The following is a 14317-nucleotide window of genomic DNA, read 5'->3' as shown; positions in this document are numbered from 1 at the left end:
CCGCCCTCGCCTGCCTTAACCGCCGCGAGACTTGCGGCCGCGCGTAAAGCCGCGATCGCTTTCCATGAACCGCCCCACCATCGGCACGATCAACTTGCCGGGCTCGGCGACCTTGGAGTTGGTCTCGGCGGCCAGTTGCTTGCCGTATTCCAGCAGGTCGCGGTGCAAGCTGGCAGGCAGCTCCACCGTGATCTTCACGGGCGTGTCGTCCTCGATGGCGCCCAGTTTCAGCTTGCTCATTGGCGGCTCTCCGCAGTGTAGGGTTCAAGGACGAGGTCGCGGGTCAACAACACACGCAACGGCGCACCGGGGCGAATGGTCAGGGTCGGTGTCAGGGCCAGGCCGCGACCGACAATCTGCTGGCCCACGTCGCTGGCCGTCTGGCTCGCACCGCGACGCACCGCACGGCTGAGATCGTCCTCGCCGGACGTGCCGGCTTCGGCGCCCACCGCCAGCACCGTGCTCAGCCCGGCCGCAGCCCAGACCCGGCTCCAGTGGCGATCGACGCCATCCTGCAGGCCGGCTTGGCCCTGCGGGTCGGCCGCGGGAAGTTTATCCAGCACGATCGAGCGTCCCGACGGTAGGATCAGCCGGGTCCAAGCCACGCCCAGCCGGCTCTGACCATCGACTGTCGCGGTCGCATACTCGCCAATCAGCCGGGCTCCGGCCGGGATCAGCAGGTAGCGCCCGCCCAGGCTGTCATGGACGTCCTGGGTCACCTGCGCGATGGCCACGCCCGCCGCATCCGACCGGAGGCCCGTCACCAAGGCTGCGGGGATGATCGCCCCGGCTTGCAACACATAGGGCGAAGCCGGCGACTGCAGCCGTTCGGGGCTGGTGAGACGCGCGTCCTCGATGGCGCCGCCGCTACTCGACACGCCATCCGTTTGCCCGGCCGTCGGGGTGCCGACGGCCACTGAAGCCTTCAAGAAAAGATTGCTTTGCCGCGCGGCGAGAAGGTTCGCGCGCCGCGCTTGCGCGACGGGATCGATCGGCGCCGGAGTGTGGCCGACAGAGTAAGCTGGCGCCGGAGGCGAACCGGCTGGCGATGTGACGGAAGCGCCCGGCGCCTGGCCGCCTTGGACCTGGGCGCTGAGGATCGGCCGGCCAAGATCCCCTGGAAGTGGCGGCCCCAGCATCGGTGGTTCTCCGCGCTGCAGGTAGTCTTTGGGCAGGGTGCTAACCTTCTCTGGCGGCGGCGGGCTCTGCGGCGCGACCTCCGCCGGCGTCTTCTTTGGATGCTCGGTCAACGACCATCCGATGGCGCCCGCCAGCCCCGCCGACAACGCCGCGCCAGCGACGATCAGGGCCTTGCGCGAGACCCGCGCGACGGGGGCTGGCGCGCCACGCAGGCGAAGATCCTTGGCGATGGCCTGCTGTTCGCGTTCGATCGGCGACTGGGGCGCGCTCATCGGCCCGCCTCCCCGCGCGCGTCCGCCCGCTCGATCCGCACGCGGCGCGCGGCCTTACCCACGCCTAGCCGCAATTCGGCCGTCTGGAAAAGGCGTTCGACGACCAGGACACGGCCATCGACGCGGTAGTTGACGAGTTCGGCGGCCTTGCCGTCGGCGCCAATCAGGAACAGCGGCGGCAAGTCCGAGAGCACGGTGGCCGGCGGGAATTCCAGATAGGTGCGTGCGCCATCATCCCAGACCCGGCTGGGCCTGAACGAACCTCGCCCGTGGAGCCGATAGGCCAGGTTCAGGCGCGGCGCCGGCGACGGCGGCGCGACGGCCACCACCATCGCATCGGAGGGCGTCGGAGCCCGCGCCGGAACGGGCGCTGACAAAGGCGCGGGGTAGCGCCAGCGCACGTGGGTTAGGAAGGCGCGGTTGGAGGCTCGAAGCTCCAGGAAGTAGGTCCGGCGCGTGGTGTTGATGACCAGATTGGTCACAAGGTCGCCGGCCGTCGGCTTGACGAGGATATGGACGCGCAGGCTGTCTCCAGCGCCGCTGACTGTGTCGCCGATGATCCAGCGCGCGGTGTCGCCGGCCGCGATCGGATTGGCCTCGACAAGGGTTTCACCCGGTTCGAGGGCGATGTCGGTCAGCCGTCCCGGCGCGGCGACCAGCGGATAGACGCCGCGCTCGTCGAACAGAAACTCGACCGGGGCGCTGGCCTGCGGTTGCCGCGTCGCCGCGGCCTGGGCCGATGGAGCAACGACCACGGCCGCCATGACAGTGAAAGCCAGGGCTCTCATGCGCCAAACTCCCGCGACCAGTTGATGGCGGTGATCCGCACGCCCAGGCCGTTGGCGAGGATTTCCTTGTCCGTCCGGGGCTTGCGCAGGTCGACGGTAAGGATCGCCGCCCAGTGCTCGGTCGCTTGCAATTGGCCGTTGGCGTAGCGTCGCTCGATCCAGGTCGTGCGGAAGCTTGTCGGCGAGGCGCGCAGAACACTGGTGACCTCGACGCTGACCTGCAGCTTGCCAATCTGGGTCGTCAGCTCGATGGCGTCGGCATAGCCGGTGATGTAGCGGGCGGCATCGCCTTCCGCATAGGCGTAGGCCCGATCCCAGGCCTTGCCGACGACCACGGGGTCGCTGGAGATCGAACGGACGTCCTCGACGAACCGGCCGAGCGCCGCGCGCACCTCGGCGTCGGTCGGCGCGTAACCCTTGGCGGCGGGGCCGACGGCCTGGACCTGCCCCAATCGATCGACTTGGACGACCCAGGGCGTCACGGTTCCTTGAGCGGAGAGCCAGGCCAAGGCGCCGCCTAAGCCGCCGCTCAGCGTGAGAAGGCCCAAGGCCATCAGACGCCAGTTGGCCGCCTGGACGCGGACTGCGCCGTCTCGATCGTCCCACGCCTGGCCGGCGCGTTGGTAAGGCGTTTCAGGCGTGGGCGTCACGCCATATCGCGGCGCGCCCTTGAACGGGTTCATGGCTTTACTCCGAAAGTGAAGGGGATGCGCCGGCGCTATGGTCGTCGCCGCTGGCCAGGGCGTGCGCCGTCAGGCTCGCGCCATGGGCCAATTGTTGGTGGTGCTTCAGCTCGCGAGCCCAGCGCGGCGCGTTGGTAGGCGTCTCGGCCTGGCCATTGGCTTGTGGGCCTGCGTCTTCGCTCGGCGCCGGGTCGCCGCCGCCGCTCCCGCCCGATGCCGCCTTCTTGGCGGTCTTTGCCTCAGGCGCGGCGGCGTCGTTGGCGGGCCCAGGCGGGCTGGCCGGCGCGGACGGCGGGCGCCAGGGCGGAACCGGGTCGTTGGCCGGCGATGGGGCTCCGTTGTCGCCGCCGCCATTGCCGCCCGGCGGAGGACGTCCGCCGCCGGCCAGGGCGGCCTTGGCGGCGAGGCCAGAACCGGCGCCAACCGCCATCTGGGTGACCGCCGCGCCGGCGACGGCCATGCCGCCGATGGTGAGGCCGGTTCCGACCGCAGCGCCGAGGCCCAGCTGCGGCGCGCCCGACATCAGACCCGAGGCGATGCTCGGGCAGAAGATCGACAGGCCCAGGAGCACGACGCTCGCCAGGACCAAGGCCAGCACCTGCTCCAGCGTCGGCTGGCCGCCTTGCCAAGTTTGGACGAACTGATCGAAGAGGGTCGAGCCGATGCCGATGACGACCGCCAGGGCCATGACCTTGACGCCAGTGGCGATCACCGCCCCGAGCACCCGTTCGGCCATGAAGGCGGTGCGGCCGAAGAGGCCGAACGGAACGAGCGCAAAGCCGATCAGCGTCGAGATCTTGAACTCGATGAGGACGACGAACACCTGAACCGCCATCACGAAGAAGGCGACGATCACCAGCAGGAACGCGACCAGCAGGACGAGGATCTGGACGATGTTCTCGAATACGCCCGGCCATCCCGACAGTTCGGCCGCCGCCTCCAGCAATGGTTTGCCGGCGGCGATGCCAAGCGCGGCGAGCCTGCCCGGCCGCAGGATGTCTTCGGCGGAAAGCCCCGAACCAGCGGCCTTCAATCCAAGGCCGGTAAAGCTCTCCAGAACGATAGTCGACAGGGTGTGGAAGTTGCTGATCAGGAAGGCGAAGAACCCGACATAGAGGACCTTGCGGATCAGCCGGGCGAGAACGTCCTCTCCCGCCGCCAGGCTCCACATCAGGGCCGCCAGGGTCATGTCGATGGCGACCAGAATGTTGGCCACCGCGCCGACGTCCCCGCCAAGCAAACCAAAGCCGCTATCGATGTAGCGATTGAAGGTGGCGAAGAAGGTGTCGATGACGCCGGTGTCGTTCATGACGCAGGCCTCCCGAAGAAGCGCGCGCGCGCCATGCGCCAGGTTTCCAGGCACGTGGGGTCCCGGCCTGCCGCCTCACCCGCGGCGCGGCACTTGGCCAGCGCCGGGTCAACGCTCGCGACCGAGGCTGCGGCCGGGTTTTTTGGCGGCGCGGTCTTGGCGGCGCGAAGCGCGAGGAAACCGGCAAGCAGGACCATCCAGGCGGCCAGGCCCCAGACAACCGCCCGTCTCATGGATTGCGCCCCATGAACCTGGAGAACCGCGCCTTGGCGTCGGCCCGTGCGGCCGCCCGATCAGCCGCCTCAAGCGCATCGGCTCGGCCCTGGGCGGCTACCAGCGCCGTCAACTGCGCCAACTGCTGGGCCTGAAGGGCCAGCAACTGATTGCCGGCCTGAGCCGCCTGCAAGGCGCCGCTGGCGCCTTGGCTCGCGCCGACAAGGGCGCTCATCTCGCCGGCGTTGGCGTCCATGCCGCCGATCACGCCGGCCTGAACCTTCAGCGCGTCCTCGAAGCCGGCCACCGAGGTGGCCCAGCGTTCGTCCGCCCGCGCCACCAGGTCGGCGTTGGTCGCCGACAGGCTGGCGGCGCCATAGTTCTGGCTGAAGGCCTGCTGGATGGAGGTGACGTCGTAAGCCAAGCGTTGCGCCTGCCCCAGCAGCGCCTTGGTGCGGGCCACCTGCGCTTGGAGGCTGGCCAGGGAGGAATACGGCAGGCTGGCCAGGTTCTTGGCCTGGCCGATCAGCATTTGGGCCTCGTTCTGCAACGAGCTGATCTGATTGTTGATCTGCTGCAGGGCCCTGGCGGCCTGCAGGACGTTTTGGACGTAGTTGGTAGGGTCGTAGACGGTGAACTGGGCCAGGACCGGCCTGGCCGGAACGGCCAGGGCGAGCGCCAGCGCGAGCACGACGCGACGTCGGCGAGCGATCATCGATCAATCTCCGGAAAGGGTGAGGTCAGGAAGGAGGTCGGCGGCCCAGGCCAGACCGCGGGCGCGAAGCCACTCGGCGGCGAACTGGTCGCGGTCCGTGGTCGCCATGATCATGGCCATGGCCACTTGGTCGGCCTTCGAGGCGCTGCCGGCGAAGGCCATGCCCACCGGGCCAAGGCCCAGCTCGAACAGGCGCTCTCCCGCGCGCGACTTGACGTAGTAGTCGCGCTTGGGCGTGGCCCGCGCGATCAGCTCGGTCTGGCGCTCGTTGAGGCCAAAGCGCCGATAAGCCGCTGAGCCGACAGGATCGCGGGTCCAGGGGTTGGGGAGAAAAATCCTGGTCAGGCAAAGCTCGATGATCGCGTGAGCGACCGGGCTCTGTTCGATCTGGACCAGCGACAGGGTCGTCAGGACCACCGAGCCGTTTTTCTTGCGAACCGTGCCCAGCCAGGTCTGCAGCTGCGCGCCGAAGTCCGGGTCGTCGAGCGCCAGCCAGCCCTCGTCGATCAGGATCAGGGTCGGGGCGCCGTCGAGGCGTCGCTCGATCCGGTGGAAGAGGTAGGCCAGCACGGCGGGCGCGGCGGCCGTCCCGAGCAGTCCTTCGGTTTCGAAAGCCTCGACCGCGTGATCGCTGAGCGTTTCACGGTCGGCGTCGAGCAGCCGTCCCCAAGGTCCGCCCAGGCAATAGGGCGCCAGCGCTCGCTTGAGGTCGAGATTGGCCAGCAAGGCCGCAAGCCCAGTGAGGGTGCGCTCCTCGGCCGGGGCGCTGGCGAGGCTGCCCAGCGCCGACCAGATGTATTCGCGCACGGCCGGCGTCACCGCCACGCCTTCCCGTCCCAGGATCGCTGCAATCCAGCCGGCCGCCCAAATGCGCTCGGCCTCGTTGTCGATCCGGGCCAGGGGTTGCAGCTCGACGGCCGGCCGGTCGGCGTCGCGAAGCACGCCGCCCAGGTCGTGGAAATCACCGCCCATGCCCAGGGCGGCCGCTCTGATGGAGGCGCCGAAGTCGAACGCGAAGATCCGGGCGCCGCGATAGCGTCGAAACTGCAAGGCCATCAGCGCCAGCAAGGTCGACTTGCCCGCCCCGGTCGGCCCGACGATCAGGGTGTGGCCAACGTCGCCGACATGGAGCGATAGCCGGAACGGCGTCGAGCCTTCGGTCCGGGCCATGAGGAGCGGAGGGCCGCCTAGATGCGCGTTGCGCTCCGGACCGGCCCACACCGCCGACAGGGGCGCCATGTGCGCCAGGTTCAGCGTCGACAGCGGCGGTTGGCGGACATTGGCGTAGGCGTGGCCGGGCAAGGTTCCGAGCCAGGCCTCGACGGCCCCCACCCGCTCGCGAATGACCGTAAAATCTCGCCCGGTGATGACCTTCTCGGCCAAGGCGAGCTTGGCCTCGGCGCGGACGGGATCCTCATCCCAGACCACGACATTGGCCGTGACGTAGGCGTAGGCGACGGCGTCTTCGCCCAGGTCCTGAAGAGCCAAATCGGCATCGGCCGCTTTGTTAGAGGCGTCGTTGTCGACGAGTGCGGCCGGCTGCTGGGTCAGCGCCTCTTGAAGGAGCGCGGCGATCGACTTGCGCTTGGCGAACCACTGGCGTCGGATCTTGGTCAGCAGCCCCTGGGCCTGGATCTTGTCGAGAAAGATCGCGCGGCTGGTCCAGCGGTAGGGGAAGGCCAGGCGATTGAGATCATCGAGCAGGCCCGGGACCGTGGAGGCCGGAAATCCCACGATCGTCAGGACCCGAAGGTGAACCCTGCCCAGGCGCGGTTCCAGCCCACCGTCGAGCGGCTCGGTCGCCAGCAGGGCGTCCAGGAACATGGGGGTTTCGGGGACGCCCACGTCCTGGCGACGCGTGGAAATCGCGCCGTGCAGGAAGCTCAAGGTCGCCGCGTCGTCCAGCCACTGCGCCTGAGGCATCAGCCCCTCGACGAGCGCCAGCACCCGCCCCGAGCGCTCGACGAAGCCAGCCAGCTCGGCGCGCCAGTCCAGACCGCCGTTGGCCTGTCCCTCGATGAAGAGGCCGCTGAACTTTCCGGTCCGTTCCGGCGGCGGCAGGTAGAGGAGCGTCAGGTAGTAGCGGCTCTCGAAATGTGCGCCCTCCTCCAGGAAGCCGGCGCGGCGCTCATGATCGACCAGCGCCGAGACCGGGTCGGGAAAGAGGCTGTCGGGGTAGGCCTGGGCGGGATCTCGCCGAGCTTCGACAAAGGCCGCCCAACCCGAGCCGAGACGGCGCAGGATGTTGTTGACCCTGGCGGCCACGGCCGCGACCTCGCCGTCCGACACGGAGTCGAGATCGGGTCCGCGAAAGATGGCAGTCCGTTGGAACGAGCCATCCTTGTTGAGAACCACACCGGGCGCGACGAGCGCAGCCCAGGGCAGGTAGTCGGCCAGACCGGCGGGCCGACGAGCATATTCACGAAGGTCGAGCATGCTCAGACCTCCAGCCGGGCGGGGATGCGAACGTGCCGCCGACCAACCTCGAAAATCAGGGGGTCGTGGCGCGCGGCCCAGACGGCCAGGCCATGACCGATCGCCCAGAGGGCAAGGCCAACGAGCCAGAGCCGCAACCCGACACCGAGGGCGGCGGCCAAGGTGCCGTTGACCAGGGCGATCGCGCGCGGCGCGCCGGCCAGCAGCACCGGTTCAGTGAGCGCCCGATGCACGGGCGCGGCGAAGGTCCACGCGCGATCGCCGGCCATCAGATGACGGCTCCGCCGCCGAAGCTGAAGAACGACAGGAAGAAGCTCGACGCCGCGAAGGCGATCGACAGGCCGAAGACGATCTGGATCAGGCGCCGGGTGCCGCCAGTACTGTCGCCGAAGGCCAGGGCCAGGCCGGTCATGATGATGATGATGACCGCGATGATCTTGGCGACAGGGCCTTCGATCGACTCCAGGATCTTCTGGAGCGGCTCTTCCCAGGGCATGGACGAACCGGCGGCGAAGGCCTGGGCGGAAATCAGGGTCGTGGCGGCGGCGACGCCGGCGAAGACCCAGTTGCGGACACGCGGTAGCGGTCGCCGCGGCGCCCGACGAGCAGGCATGGGGGCGCGCGGAAGGGCAAGGCTCGTGGACACGAGGCCGTTCTCCTTTGGATGTCAGGGGTTTGAAGGGCTAGATCTCAGGCGGGGCTGAGCTGGTAGGCGCCGTCGGGCGCCTGGCCCTCCAGGCGGGCAAGGTCGATCAGGCGTCTCTGTCGGCCACGGCCGGAGAGGACGGCGATCACGTCGATGGTTTCGGCAATGAGGCCGCGGGGCACGGTGACGACCGCTTCCTGGATCAGCTGCTCCAGGCGCAGCAGCGCGCCCATGGCTGAGCCAGCGTGGAGGGTGCCGATGCCGCCCGGATGGCCCGTGCCCCAGGCCTTAATCAGGTCGAGCGCCTCCCCGCCCCGCACCTCGCCGATGATGATCCTGTCGGGGCGCAGGCGCAGGGTCGAGCGGACGAGGTCGGTCAGGCTGACGACGCCGTCGATGGTTCGCATGGCCACGAGGTTGGGCGCGGCGCACTGCAGCTCGCGCAGGTCCTCGCACAGGATCACCCGGTCGCCGCTCTCGGCGACCTTGGCCAGCAGAGCATTGACCAGCGTGGTCTTGCCGCTCGACGTCGGCCCCGCCACCAGGATGTTGCGCCGCTCACGCACCGCTTCGGCTAGGCCGCTCGCCTGCTCGGCGCTCATCACGCCGGTGCGGACATAGTCTTCGAGCGAGAAGATCTGGCGCGCGGGCTTGCGGATCGAGAAGGCGGGCGCGGCGACCAGGGGCGGCATCAGGCCCTCGAACCGCTCACCGGTTCCGGGCAACTCGGCCGACAGGCGCGGCCGGCCGGCATGGACTTCGGCGTCGACATGGTGGGCGACGAGCCGCAGGATCCGCTCGGCGTCAGCCGGCGCCACCGACAGCTCAGCGTCGATCAGGCCCGCGTCGAACCGGTCGAGCCACACCCGGCCATCCGGGTTGACCATCAGCTCGGCGACGCCGGGATCGTCGAGGCGAGCCAACAGCAGCGGCCCCAGCGCCGAGCGCAGCATGCGCTGGCCCCGGGTCAGTTCAACGGTGGTTTCGGGCTGGTCCATGTCGGTCCCCGTGGTTCACGAGGACGACTAAGAAGACCGCGTTTCAGCCGATCTCAACAGCGAATTGGAGATCGAAAACTATGGGAAAGACAAAGAACGATCAGCGAATTTCAACGCCGCTCCGCGCCCGCAGTAGCCGGTAAGCGGCCCAGACGGGAACGCCGCGCCTCGCTGGCGGTTAGTCGGTTGTGACCTGGCGAGGAGATCGTTTGTGTCGGCTAAGCGTAACGCGACCCTCTATCGGATGGTGACGCCCGAGCACACGTGCCCCTTTGGGGTAAAAGCCAAAGCGCTACTCGAAGACCATGGCTTTGCTGTCGACGACCAAGTGCTCAGAACCCGCGAGGCGGTCGATAAATTCGAGGCCGAGCACAAGGTCGATACGACGCCGCAGATCTTCATCGACGGGGAGCGCGTCGGCGGGTGCGATGACCTGGAAGCCTATTTGGCATAGCGAAAAGACCTTGAGGCAGTCCGACTGGCGCCAAAAGCTGCCGCTGGATCGCCTCCAGTAAATGGACGTATGGCGTCCAGCCAGCGAGACTTAACCGCCCCAGCCTTAATCGAGATCCTGCCCGGCCAGCCGAACGCCGATGGGAAGTCAATGCCTCCGACGCAGCTACCATCCGCTCCGTCGCCCTTGAACTAAGAACGCGGCCCGGAGTTTGGCTTGGGCGGCCCGCGCGACCGCAGGCCCCTCGCCTCCATACATCCGTCAGGATAAAAGGCGTTCTGCGTTCCTTCACAATCGCCGCGCAATCGGAGACGCTTTTTTTGTCGGAATCCAAGACCGCCCCTAGCGCGATGTCGGAGGAGGCGCGCTATCGTCTCCTGGTGGAAGGGATCACCGACTACGCGATCTACATGCTTGACCCACAAGGCGTGGTTTCGAGCTGGAACCCCGGTGCGGCTCGGTTCAAGGGCTACATGGCGGAGGAGATTGTCGGCAAGCACTTCTCCACCTTCTATACCGACGAGGATCGCGCCGCCGGGTTGCCGGCCACGGCGCTGCGGCAAGCCTCCGAGGAAGGCCACTTCGAGCGTGAAGGTTGGCGGGTGCGCAAGGACGGCACCCGGTTCTGGGCCCATGTGGTTATCGACCCCATACGCGATAGCGATGGCCAGCTTCTCGGCTTCGCCAAGATCACGCGCGACCTGACGGAGCGGCGTGAGACGCAGGAGGAGCTCAGGCGCAGCCAGGAGCAATTCAGGCTCCTCGTTCAGGGCGTCACCGACTACGCACTGTACATGCTCGATCCGGCCGGCCGGGTGTCCAGCTGGAACGCCGGCGCCGAGCGCATCAAGGGCTACCAGGCCGAGGAAATCATCGGCGAGCACTTCTCCCGGTTCTACACCGAGGATGAGCAGGTCGCTGGTGTGCCGACGAAGGGTCTGCGAACCGCCGAACGGGAGGGCCGTTGGGAGACGGAAGGGTGGCGAGTCCGCAAAGACGGATCCAAGTTCTGGGCGCATGTCATCATCGACGCGATCCGCGACGAAGACGGTGAGCTAGTGGGGTTCGCGAAAATCACCCGTGACGCCACCCAGCGCCGGGAGGCCGAGCAGTCGCTTGAGGAAACGCGCAGGGCACTGTTCCAGTCACAGAAGATGGAGGCGGTCGGGCAGCTGACCGGCGGCGTCGCTCACGACTTCAACAATCTGCTGACCGTTATCATCGGCGGCCTCGACACCATCGGTCGCAGCAAGCTCACGGACACGGCGCGGATCACCCGCGCCCTCAACATGGCCCGTCGCGCCGCCGAGCGCGCGGCGGGTCTGACATCGCGGCTGCTGGCGTTCTCTCGACAACAGCCGCTGGAGCCTACGCCCACGGACCTAAACGCCATCGTGCGCGACATGACTGAACTGCTGCACAGGTCCCTGGGCGAACAGGTGGAGCTGGAGAGCGTGCTGTCGCCGCGGCTCTGGGCCGTAGAAGTCGACCAAAACCACTTGGAAAGCGCGGTGCTCAACCTCGCGGTCAACGCGCGCGACGCCATGCCGGAGGGCGGAAAGCTCACCGTCGAGACCGCCAACACGTTCCTCGACGAGGCTTACGCCAGCAAGGATGCGGAGGTGGTGCCGGGCCAGTACGTCATGATCGCGGTCAGCGACACGGGATCGGGCATTCCCAAGGACAAGATCGGCCGCGTCTTCGAACCGTTTTTCACCACCAAGGATGTAGGGCGCGGGACCGGCCTGGGACTCTCGATGGTGTACGGCTTTGTCAAACAATCGGGGGGCCACGTGACCATCTACAGCGAGGAAGGCCAAGGAACTTCCGTGAAGCTCTACTTTCCGCGCTACACGGGCGATTTGCCGATCGATCCGGACGAGGACGAAGCCGATCAGCCATCTGCGAGCGAGGGTGAAGCAATCCTTGTGGTCGAGGACAATCCCGACGTCCGCACCAACAGCGTGATGATGCTGAAGGAGCTCGGGTATCAGGTCATCGAGGCCGCGACCGCGGAGGCCGCGTTGACGCTGATGGCGTCGGACACCCGCATCGATCTGCTCTTCACGGATGTCGTGCTGCCGGATCGTAGCGGGCGTGTTGTCGCCGACGAAGCCGAGAGGCTTCGGCCCGGTCTCAAGGTGCTGTTTACGACCGGCTATTCCCGCAACGCCATCGTGCATCACGGACGCCTGGATTCCGGCGTCCAGCTCCTGCCCAAACCTTTCACGTTCGATCAGCTCGCGGGCCGAGTTCGCGATCTGCTTGACACACCAAACAGATGATCTGCACGTCGGGAGGGTGCGCGAGGCGGCTCCCCACCCTGGCCGCCCTGCCCTGATCCGCAGCTCTGCATGGCCGGCAAGGTCGCGCCAGAAGCGGACATTGGGACCCGGCCAGAAACACGACCTCAGCCCCGGCGGTTATTCGGCGTAGGCGACCCCATGAATCTGCGGCCCAAAAAAAGCCCGCCGCATAGGCGGCGGGCTCATGGGTAAGCTCGATCGATTGGTGTCCGGCCAACTAGGCGCGAACACCCTGACGTCCAAGCTTACTGGGAGGTAACGCGGAGACGGAAGCCGAGGGTTCGCGGCGTCGGACCCGAACCCGACAGGGGCCCGTTGGTGCCGACGAAGGTCGGGCCGCGCTCATCGGCGAGGTTGTTGCCGACGAAAGCGAATTCCCACTGATCACGCCGCACGCCGATCGTGGTGCTCAGCTGATCGTAGGGGCGCGAGGAGAACCCGTTGGTCTGGATACGATCGCCGCTGTGGCTGACCGCAAAATTGCCGAACCCTTCCAGACCGTAGGGTAGATCGCGGCTGTAGTTGATATCGAAGCGATAGTTCTGGTCGAGCGTGTTGAGCAGACGCGAGCCCGGCCGCAGCAGAGGTTGCGCCTTGGCCACGACGGCGTTCACGGTGTCGTATTTGCTGTCGTTGAAGTTGGCCACGAACCCGGCGCCGAGGCCCTTGATCGGCGTGCGCCAATGAAGCTCGATGTCCACGCCCTTGGTGGTGGCGTCGCCGAAGTTCGCGAAGCCGTTCACCCCCTCGATGCCGCCGGTGACCGAGGTCTGGAGGTTGGTGTATTCGAGCTGGTAGAGGTTCAGGCCGACCGTCCACGACCTGTCGTCATTGCGCCACTTGAGACCGAACTCGTAGTTCTTCGATTCTTCTGGCTCAAGGGCCACCGACACCGGGACGCCAGCCAAGGTCAGGGATTGGACCTGCACGCGAGATTGAACGATGCCCGGGCGGAAACCGGTGGAGGCTGACAAGAACATCGTCAGATTGTCGGTGGGCAGATAGGCGAGGTTGAGCCGCCAGGTGTTGACGTCCGCGTCCGTGGGGACGGACGAGGTGCCGTCCGCGAACGAGCGGTCGTCGTGATAGGTCCGCAACCCGACCAGCGGCACGAGCTTGCCGCCGAACAGATCATAGCTGACCTCGCCGAAGAACGCGTAGTTCTCGGTGAGCGTGTTGTTGCTGGCGTTGATGTTCACGCCGGGACGAACGAGCGCGTTGACCTGCGGTCCCTCGCCGTCCTGGTAGGAAGCGCCCGCGACCCAGTGCAGAGGACCCTCGGTCGTGGAGTTCACGCGGACTTCCTGCGCGAACATCTTGGGCAGGAACCGGCTTGAGAAGAACCCCGATGGCGACTGCGGAATGTTGATCCCGAAATCACCCTCCAGATTGCTGGTCGCGCTGGTGATGGAGAACCCGTCGAAGTCGACCTTCGCCGCCAGGCTCCACAGCTTGAAGTCGCCGTTGGAGAAGCCTTGCTGGCCCGCGGTGTTCTGGAAATAGGGCGGCTTGACCGACGCCGTGAAGCCGGTGAAGTCCTGCCGCGGCTGGAAATGCCAGTACTGGGCGCGGATCTCGACATTGTCGGTCGGGCGGAACAGGGCGACGAGGCGCAGGTCGTCGTTCTTGGCCTTGTTGACGCCCTTCTGGTCCGGCGTGCCGTCGTAGGGCCCGTAGTAGGCGTCAGCCCACCCGGCGTCGCGCGCGGTGCCGCCGCTGATGCGGATCGCCAGCTTGTCCTTGATGATCGGCACCGAAACCGCGCCCGAGACGCCGTAGTTCAAGCCTTCAGCGCCCCTCGTGCTCGCGCTTTCGCCTTCGGCGGCGTATTCGATATCGCTGAGATTGGGATCGCGCGTGTGGAAGATGAACACGCCGCCCGACGAGCCTTGGCCGTACAGCGTCCCTTGGGGTCCGCGCAGGACTTCCACGCGGTCCATGTCGATGAACCGCACCGGCGGCGCGATGCCGAAGTTGGTGACGATGAACGGAACGTCGTCGAGATAGTAGCCGAGCGGCGAGTCGCCGTTCTGCGTGACGGCGCCCCGCAGATTGTAGAAGCGCGACCCCACCGATTGGCGGAAGCCTTCGAAGGCGCCGGGGATGGTCGACACGAGGTCGCCGACGCTGCCGATATTACGCGCCTTCAGCTCTTCGCCCGAAAAGGCCTGGATCGCCATGGGCACCGCCTGGAGCGTCTGCCCGCCGGTTTTCGAGGCGGTGACGACAACTTCCTGAATGGTGCTGTCTGCTTCATCCGCGCCCTGCCGGTGATCGCTCTGCGCGCCAGCGGTCTGCTGAGCATGCGCGGCGCCCCAAGACGCGCTCATAGCCAAGGCGGCCGCGCTGACCGCGAG

14 protein-coding genes are annotated in these 14317 nt (G+C 67.2%); 2 read left to right on the top strand and 12 right to left on the bottom strand.

The annotated features are described in order from the left end of the window. Positions 1 to 15: 15 nt before the first annotated feature. The 11 genes from AC1DMQ_RS14795 to trbB all read right to left on the bottom strand — a co-directional run bounded on the left by AC1DMQ_RS14795 (position 16) and on the right by trbB (position 9200). Positions 16 to 240 (bottom strand): DUF2274 domain-containing protein, encoded by a 225-nt coding sequence (locus AC1DMQ_RS14795; protein ID WP_477034317.1) that lies wholly within the window; start codon positions 238 to 240, stop codon positions 16 to 18. Next, the gene (locus tag AC1DMQ_RS14790) at positions 237 to 1412 is read right to left on the bottom strand and encodes a TraB/TrbI/VirB10 family type IV secretion system protein (protein ID WP_477034316.1); all 1176 of its coding nucleotides are present in this window, start codon (positions 1410 to 1412) and stop codon (positions 237 to 239) included. The genes AC1DMQ_RS14795 and AC1DMQ_RS14790 overlap by 4 nt, the downstream gene beginning before the upstream one ends. Beyond that, complete coding sequence (gene trbG / locus AC1DMQ_RS14785; RefSeq protein ID WP_477034315.1) at positions 1409 to 2176, bottom strand: P-type conjugative transfer protein TrbG; 768 nt, start codon at positions 2174 to 2176, stop codon at positions 1409 to 1411. Before trbG ends, AC1DMQ_RS14790 begins: the two co-directional genes overlap by 4 nt. Before the next feature lie 20 nt (positions 2177 to 2196). Beyond that, positions 2197 to 2883, bottom strand: a complete 687-nt coding sequence (gene trbF / locus AC1DMQ_RS14780; protein ID WP_477034314.1) for a conjugal transfer protein TrbF — start codon at positions 2881 to 2883, stop codon at positions 2197 to 2199. A 4-nt stretch (positions 2884 to 2887) separates the two neighbouring features. Beyond that, positions 2888 to 4192: a P-type conjugative transfer protein TrbL gene (trbL, locus tag AC1DMQ_RS14775; RefSeq protein ID WP_477034313.1), complete on the bottom strand. Its 1305-nt coding sequence runs from the start codon at positions 4190 to 4192 to the stop codon at positions 2888 to 2890. Then, on the bottom strand, positions 4189 to 4425 hold the full coding sequence (trbK-alt, locus tag AC1DMQ_RS14770; protein WP_477034312.1) for a putative entry exclusion protein TrbK-alt: 237 nt from the start codon (positions 4423 to 4425) through the stop codon (positions 4189 to 4191). Before trbK-alt ends, trbL begins: the two co-directional genes overlap by 4 nt. Continuing rightward, positions 4422 to 5120: a P-type conjugative transfer protein TrbJ gene (trbJ, locus tag AC1DMQ_RS14765; RefSeq protein WP_477034311.1), complete on the bottom strand. Its 699-nt coding sequence runs from the start codon at positions 5118 to 5120 to the stop codon at positions 4422 to 4424. Before trbJ ends, trbK-alt begins: the two co-directional genes overlap by 4 nt. A gap of 3 nt (positions 5121 to 5123) precedes the next feature. Next, positions 5124 to 7556, bottom strand: a complete 2433-nt coding sequence (gene trbE, locus AC1DMQ_RS14760) for a conjugal transfer protein TrbE (RefSeq protein WP_477034310.1) — start codon at positions 7554 to 7556, stop codon at positions 5124 to 5126. 2 nt (positions 7557 to 7558) lie between these two features. After that, positions 7559 to 7825 carry a VirB3 family type IV secretion system protein gene (locus tag AC1DMQ_RS14755; RefSeq protein WP_047409356.1) on the bottom strand — a complete coding sequence of 89 codons (267 nt, stop codon included), beginning with the start codon at positions 7823 to 7825 and terminating at the stop codon, positions 7559 to 7561. Further along, positions 7825 to 8169 (bottom strand): TrbC/VirB2 family type IV secretion system protein, encoded by a 345-nt coding sequence (locus AC1DMQ_RS14750; RefSeq protein ID WP_477034309.1) that lies wholly within the window; start codon positions 8167 to 8169, stop codon positions 7825 to 7827. Before AC1DMQ_RS14750 ends, AC1DMQ_RS14755 begins: the two co-directional genes overlap by 1 nt. A 77-nt stretch (positions 8170 to 8246) precedes the next feature. Then, complete coding sequence (trbB, locus tag AC1DMQ_RS14745; RefSeq protein WP_477034308.1) at positions 8247 to 9200, bottom strand: P-type conjugative transfer ATPase TrbB; 954 nt, start codon at positions 9198 to 9200, stop codon at positions 8247 to 8249. A gap of 211 nt (positions 9201 to 9411) precedes the next feature. Here trbB and AC1DMQ_RS14740 point away from each other — a divergent pair, with 211 nt between their 5' ends. Next, the gene (locus AC1DMQ_RS14740) at positions 9412 to 9654 is read left to right on the top strand and encodes a glutaredoxin domain-containing protein (protein WP_477034307.1); all 243 of its coding nucleotides are present in this window, start codon (positions 9412 to 9414) and stop codon (positions 9652 to 9654) included. A gap of 320 nt (positions 9655 to 9974) precedes the next feature. After that, positions 9975 to 11939, top strand: a complete 1965-nt coding sequence (locus AC1DMQ_RS14735) for a hybrid sensor histidine kinase/response regulator (protein WP_477034306.1) — start codon at positions 9975 to 9977, stop codon at positions 11937 to 11939. A gap of 266 nt (positions 11940 to 12205) precedes the next feature. Here AC1DMQ_RS14735 and AC1DMQ_RS14730 read toward each other — a convergent pair whose 3' ends face one another. Beyond that, complete coding sequence (locus AC1DMQ_RS14730; RefSeq protein ID WP_477034359.1) at positions 12206 to 14290, bottom strand: TonB-dependent receptor; 2085 nt, start codon at positions 14288 to 14290, stop codon at positions 12206 to 12208. Positions 14291 to 14317 lie beyond the last annotated feature (27 nt).

Source organism: Caulobacter sp. 05L422, from assembly GCF_056397765.1.
The sequence above is the reverse complement of the archived record's forward strand: the minus strand, read 5'-3'. Positions and strand labels throughout refer to the sequence as shown.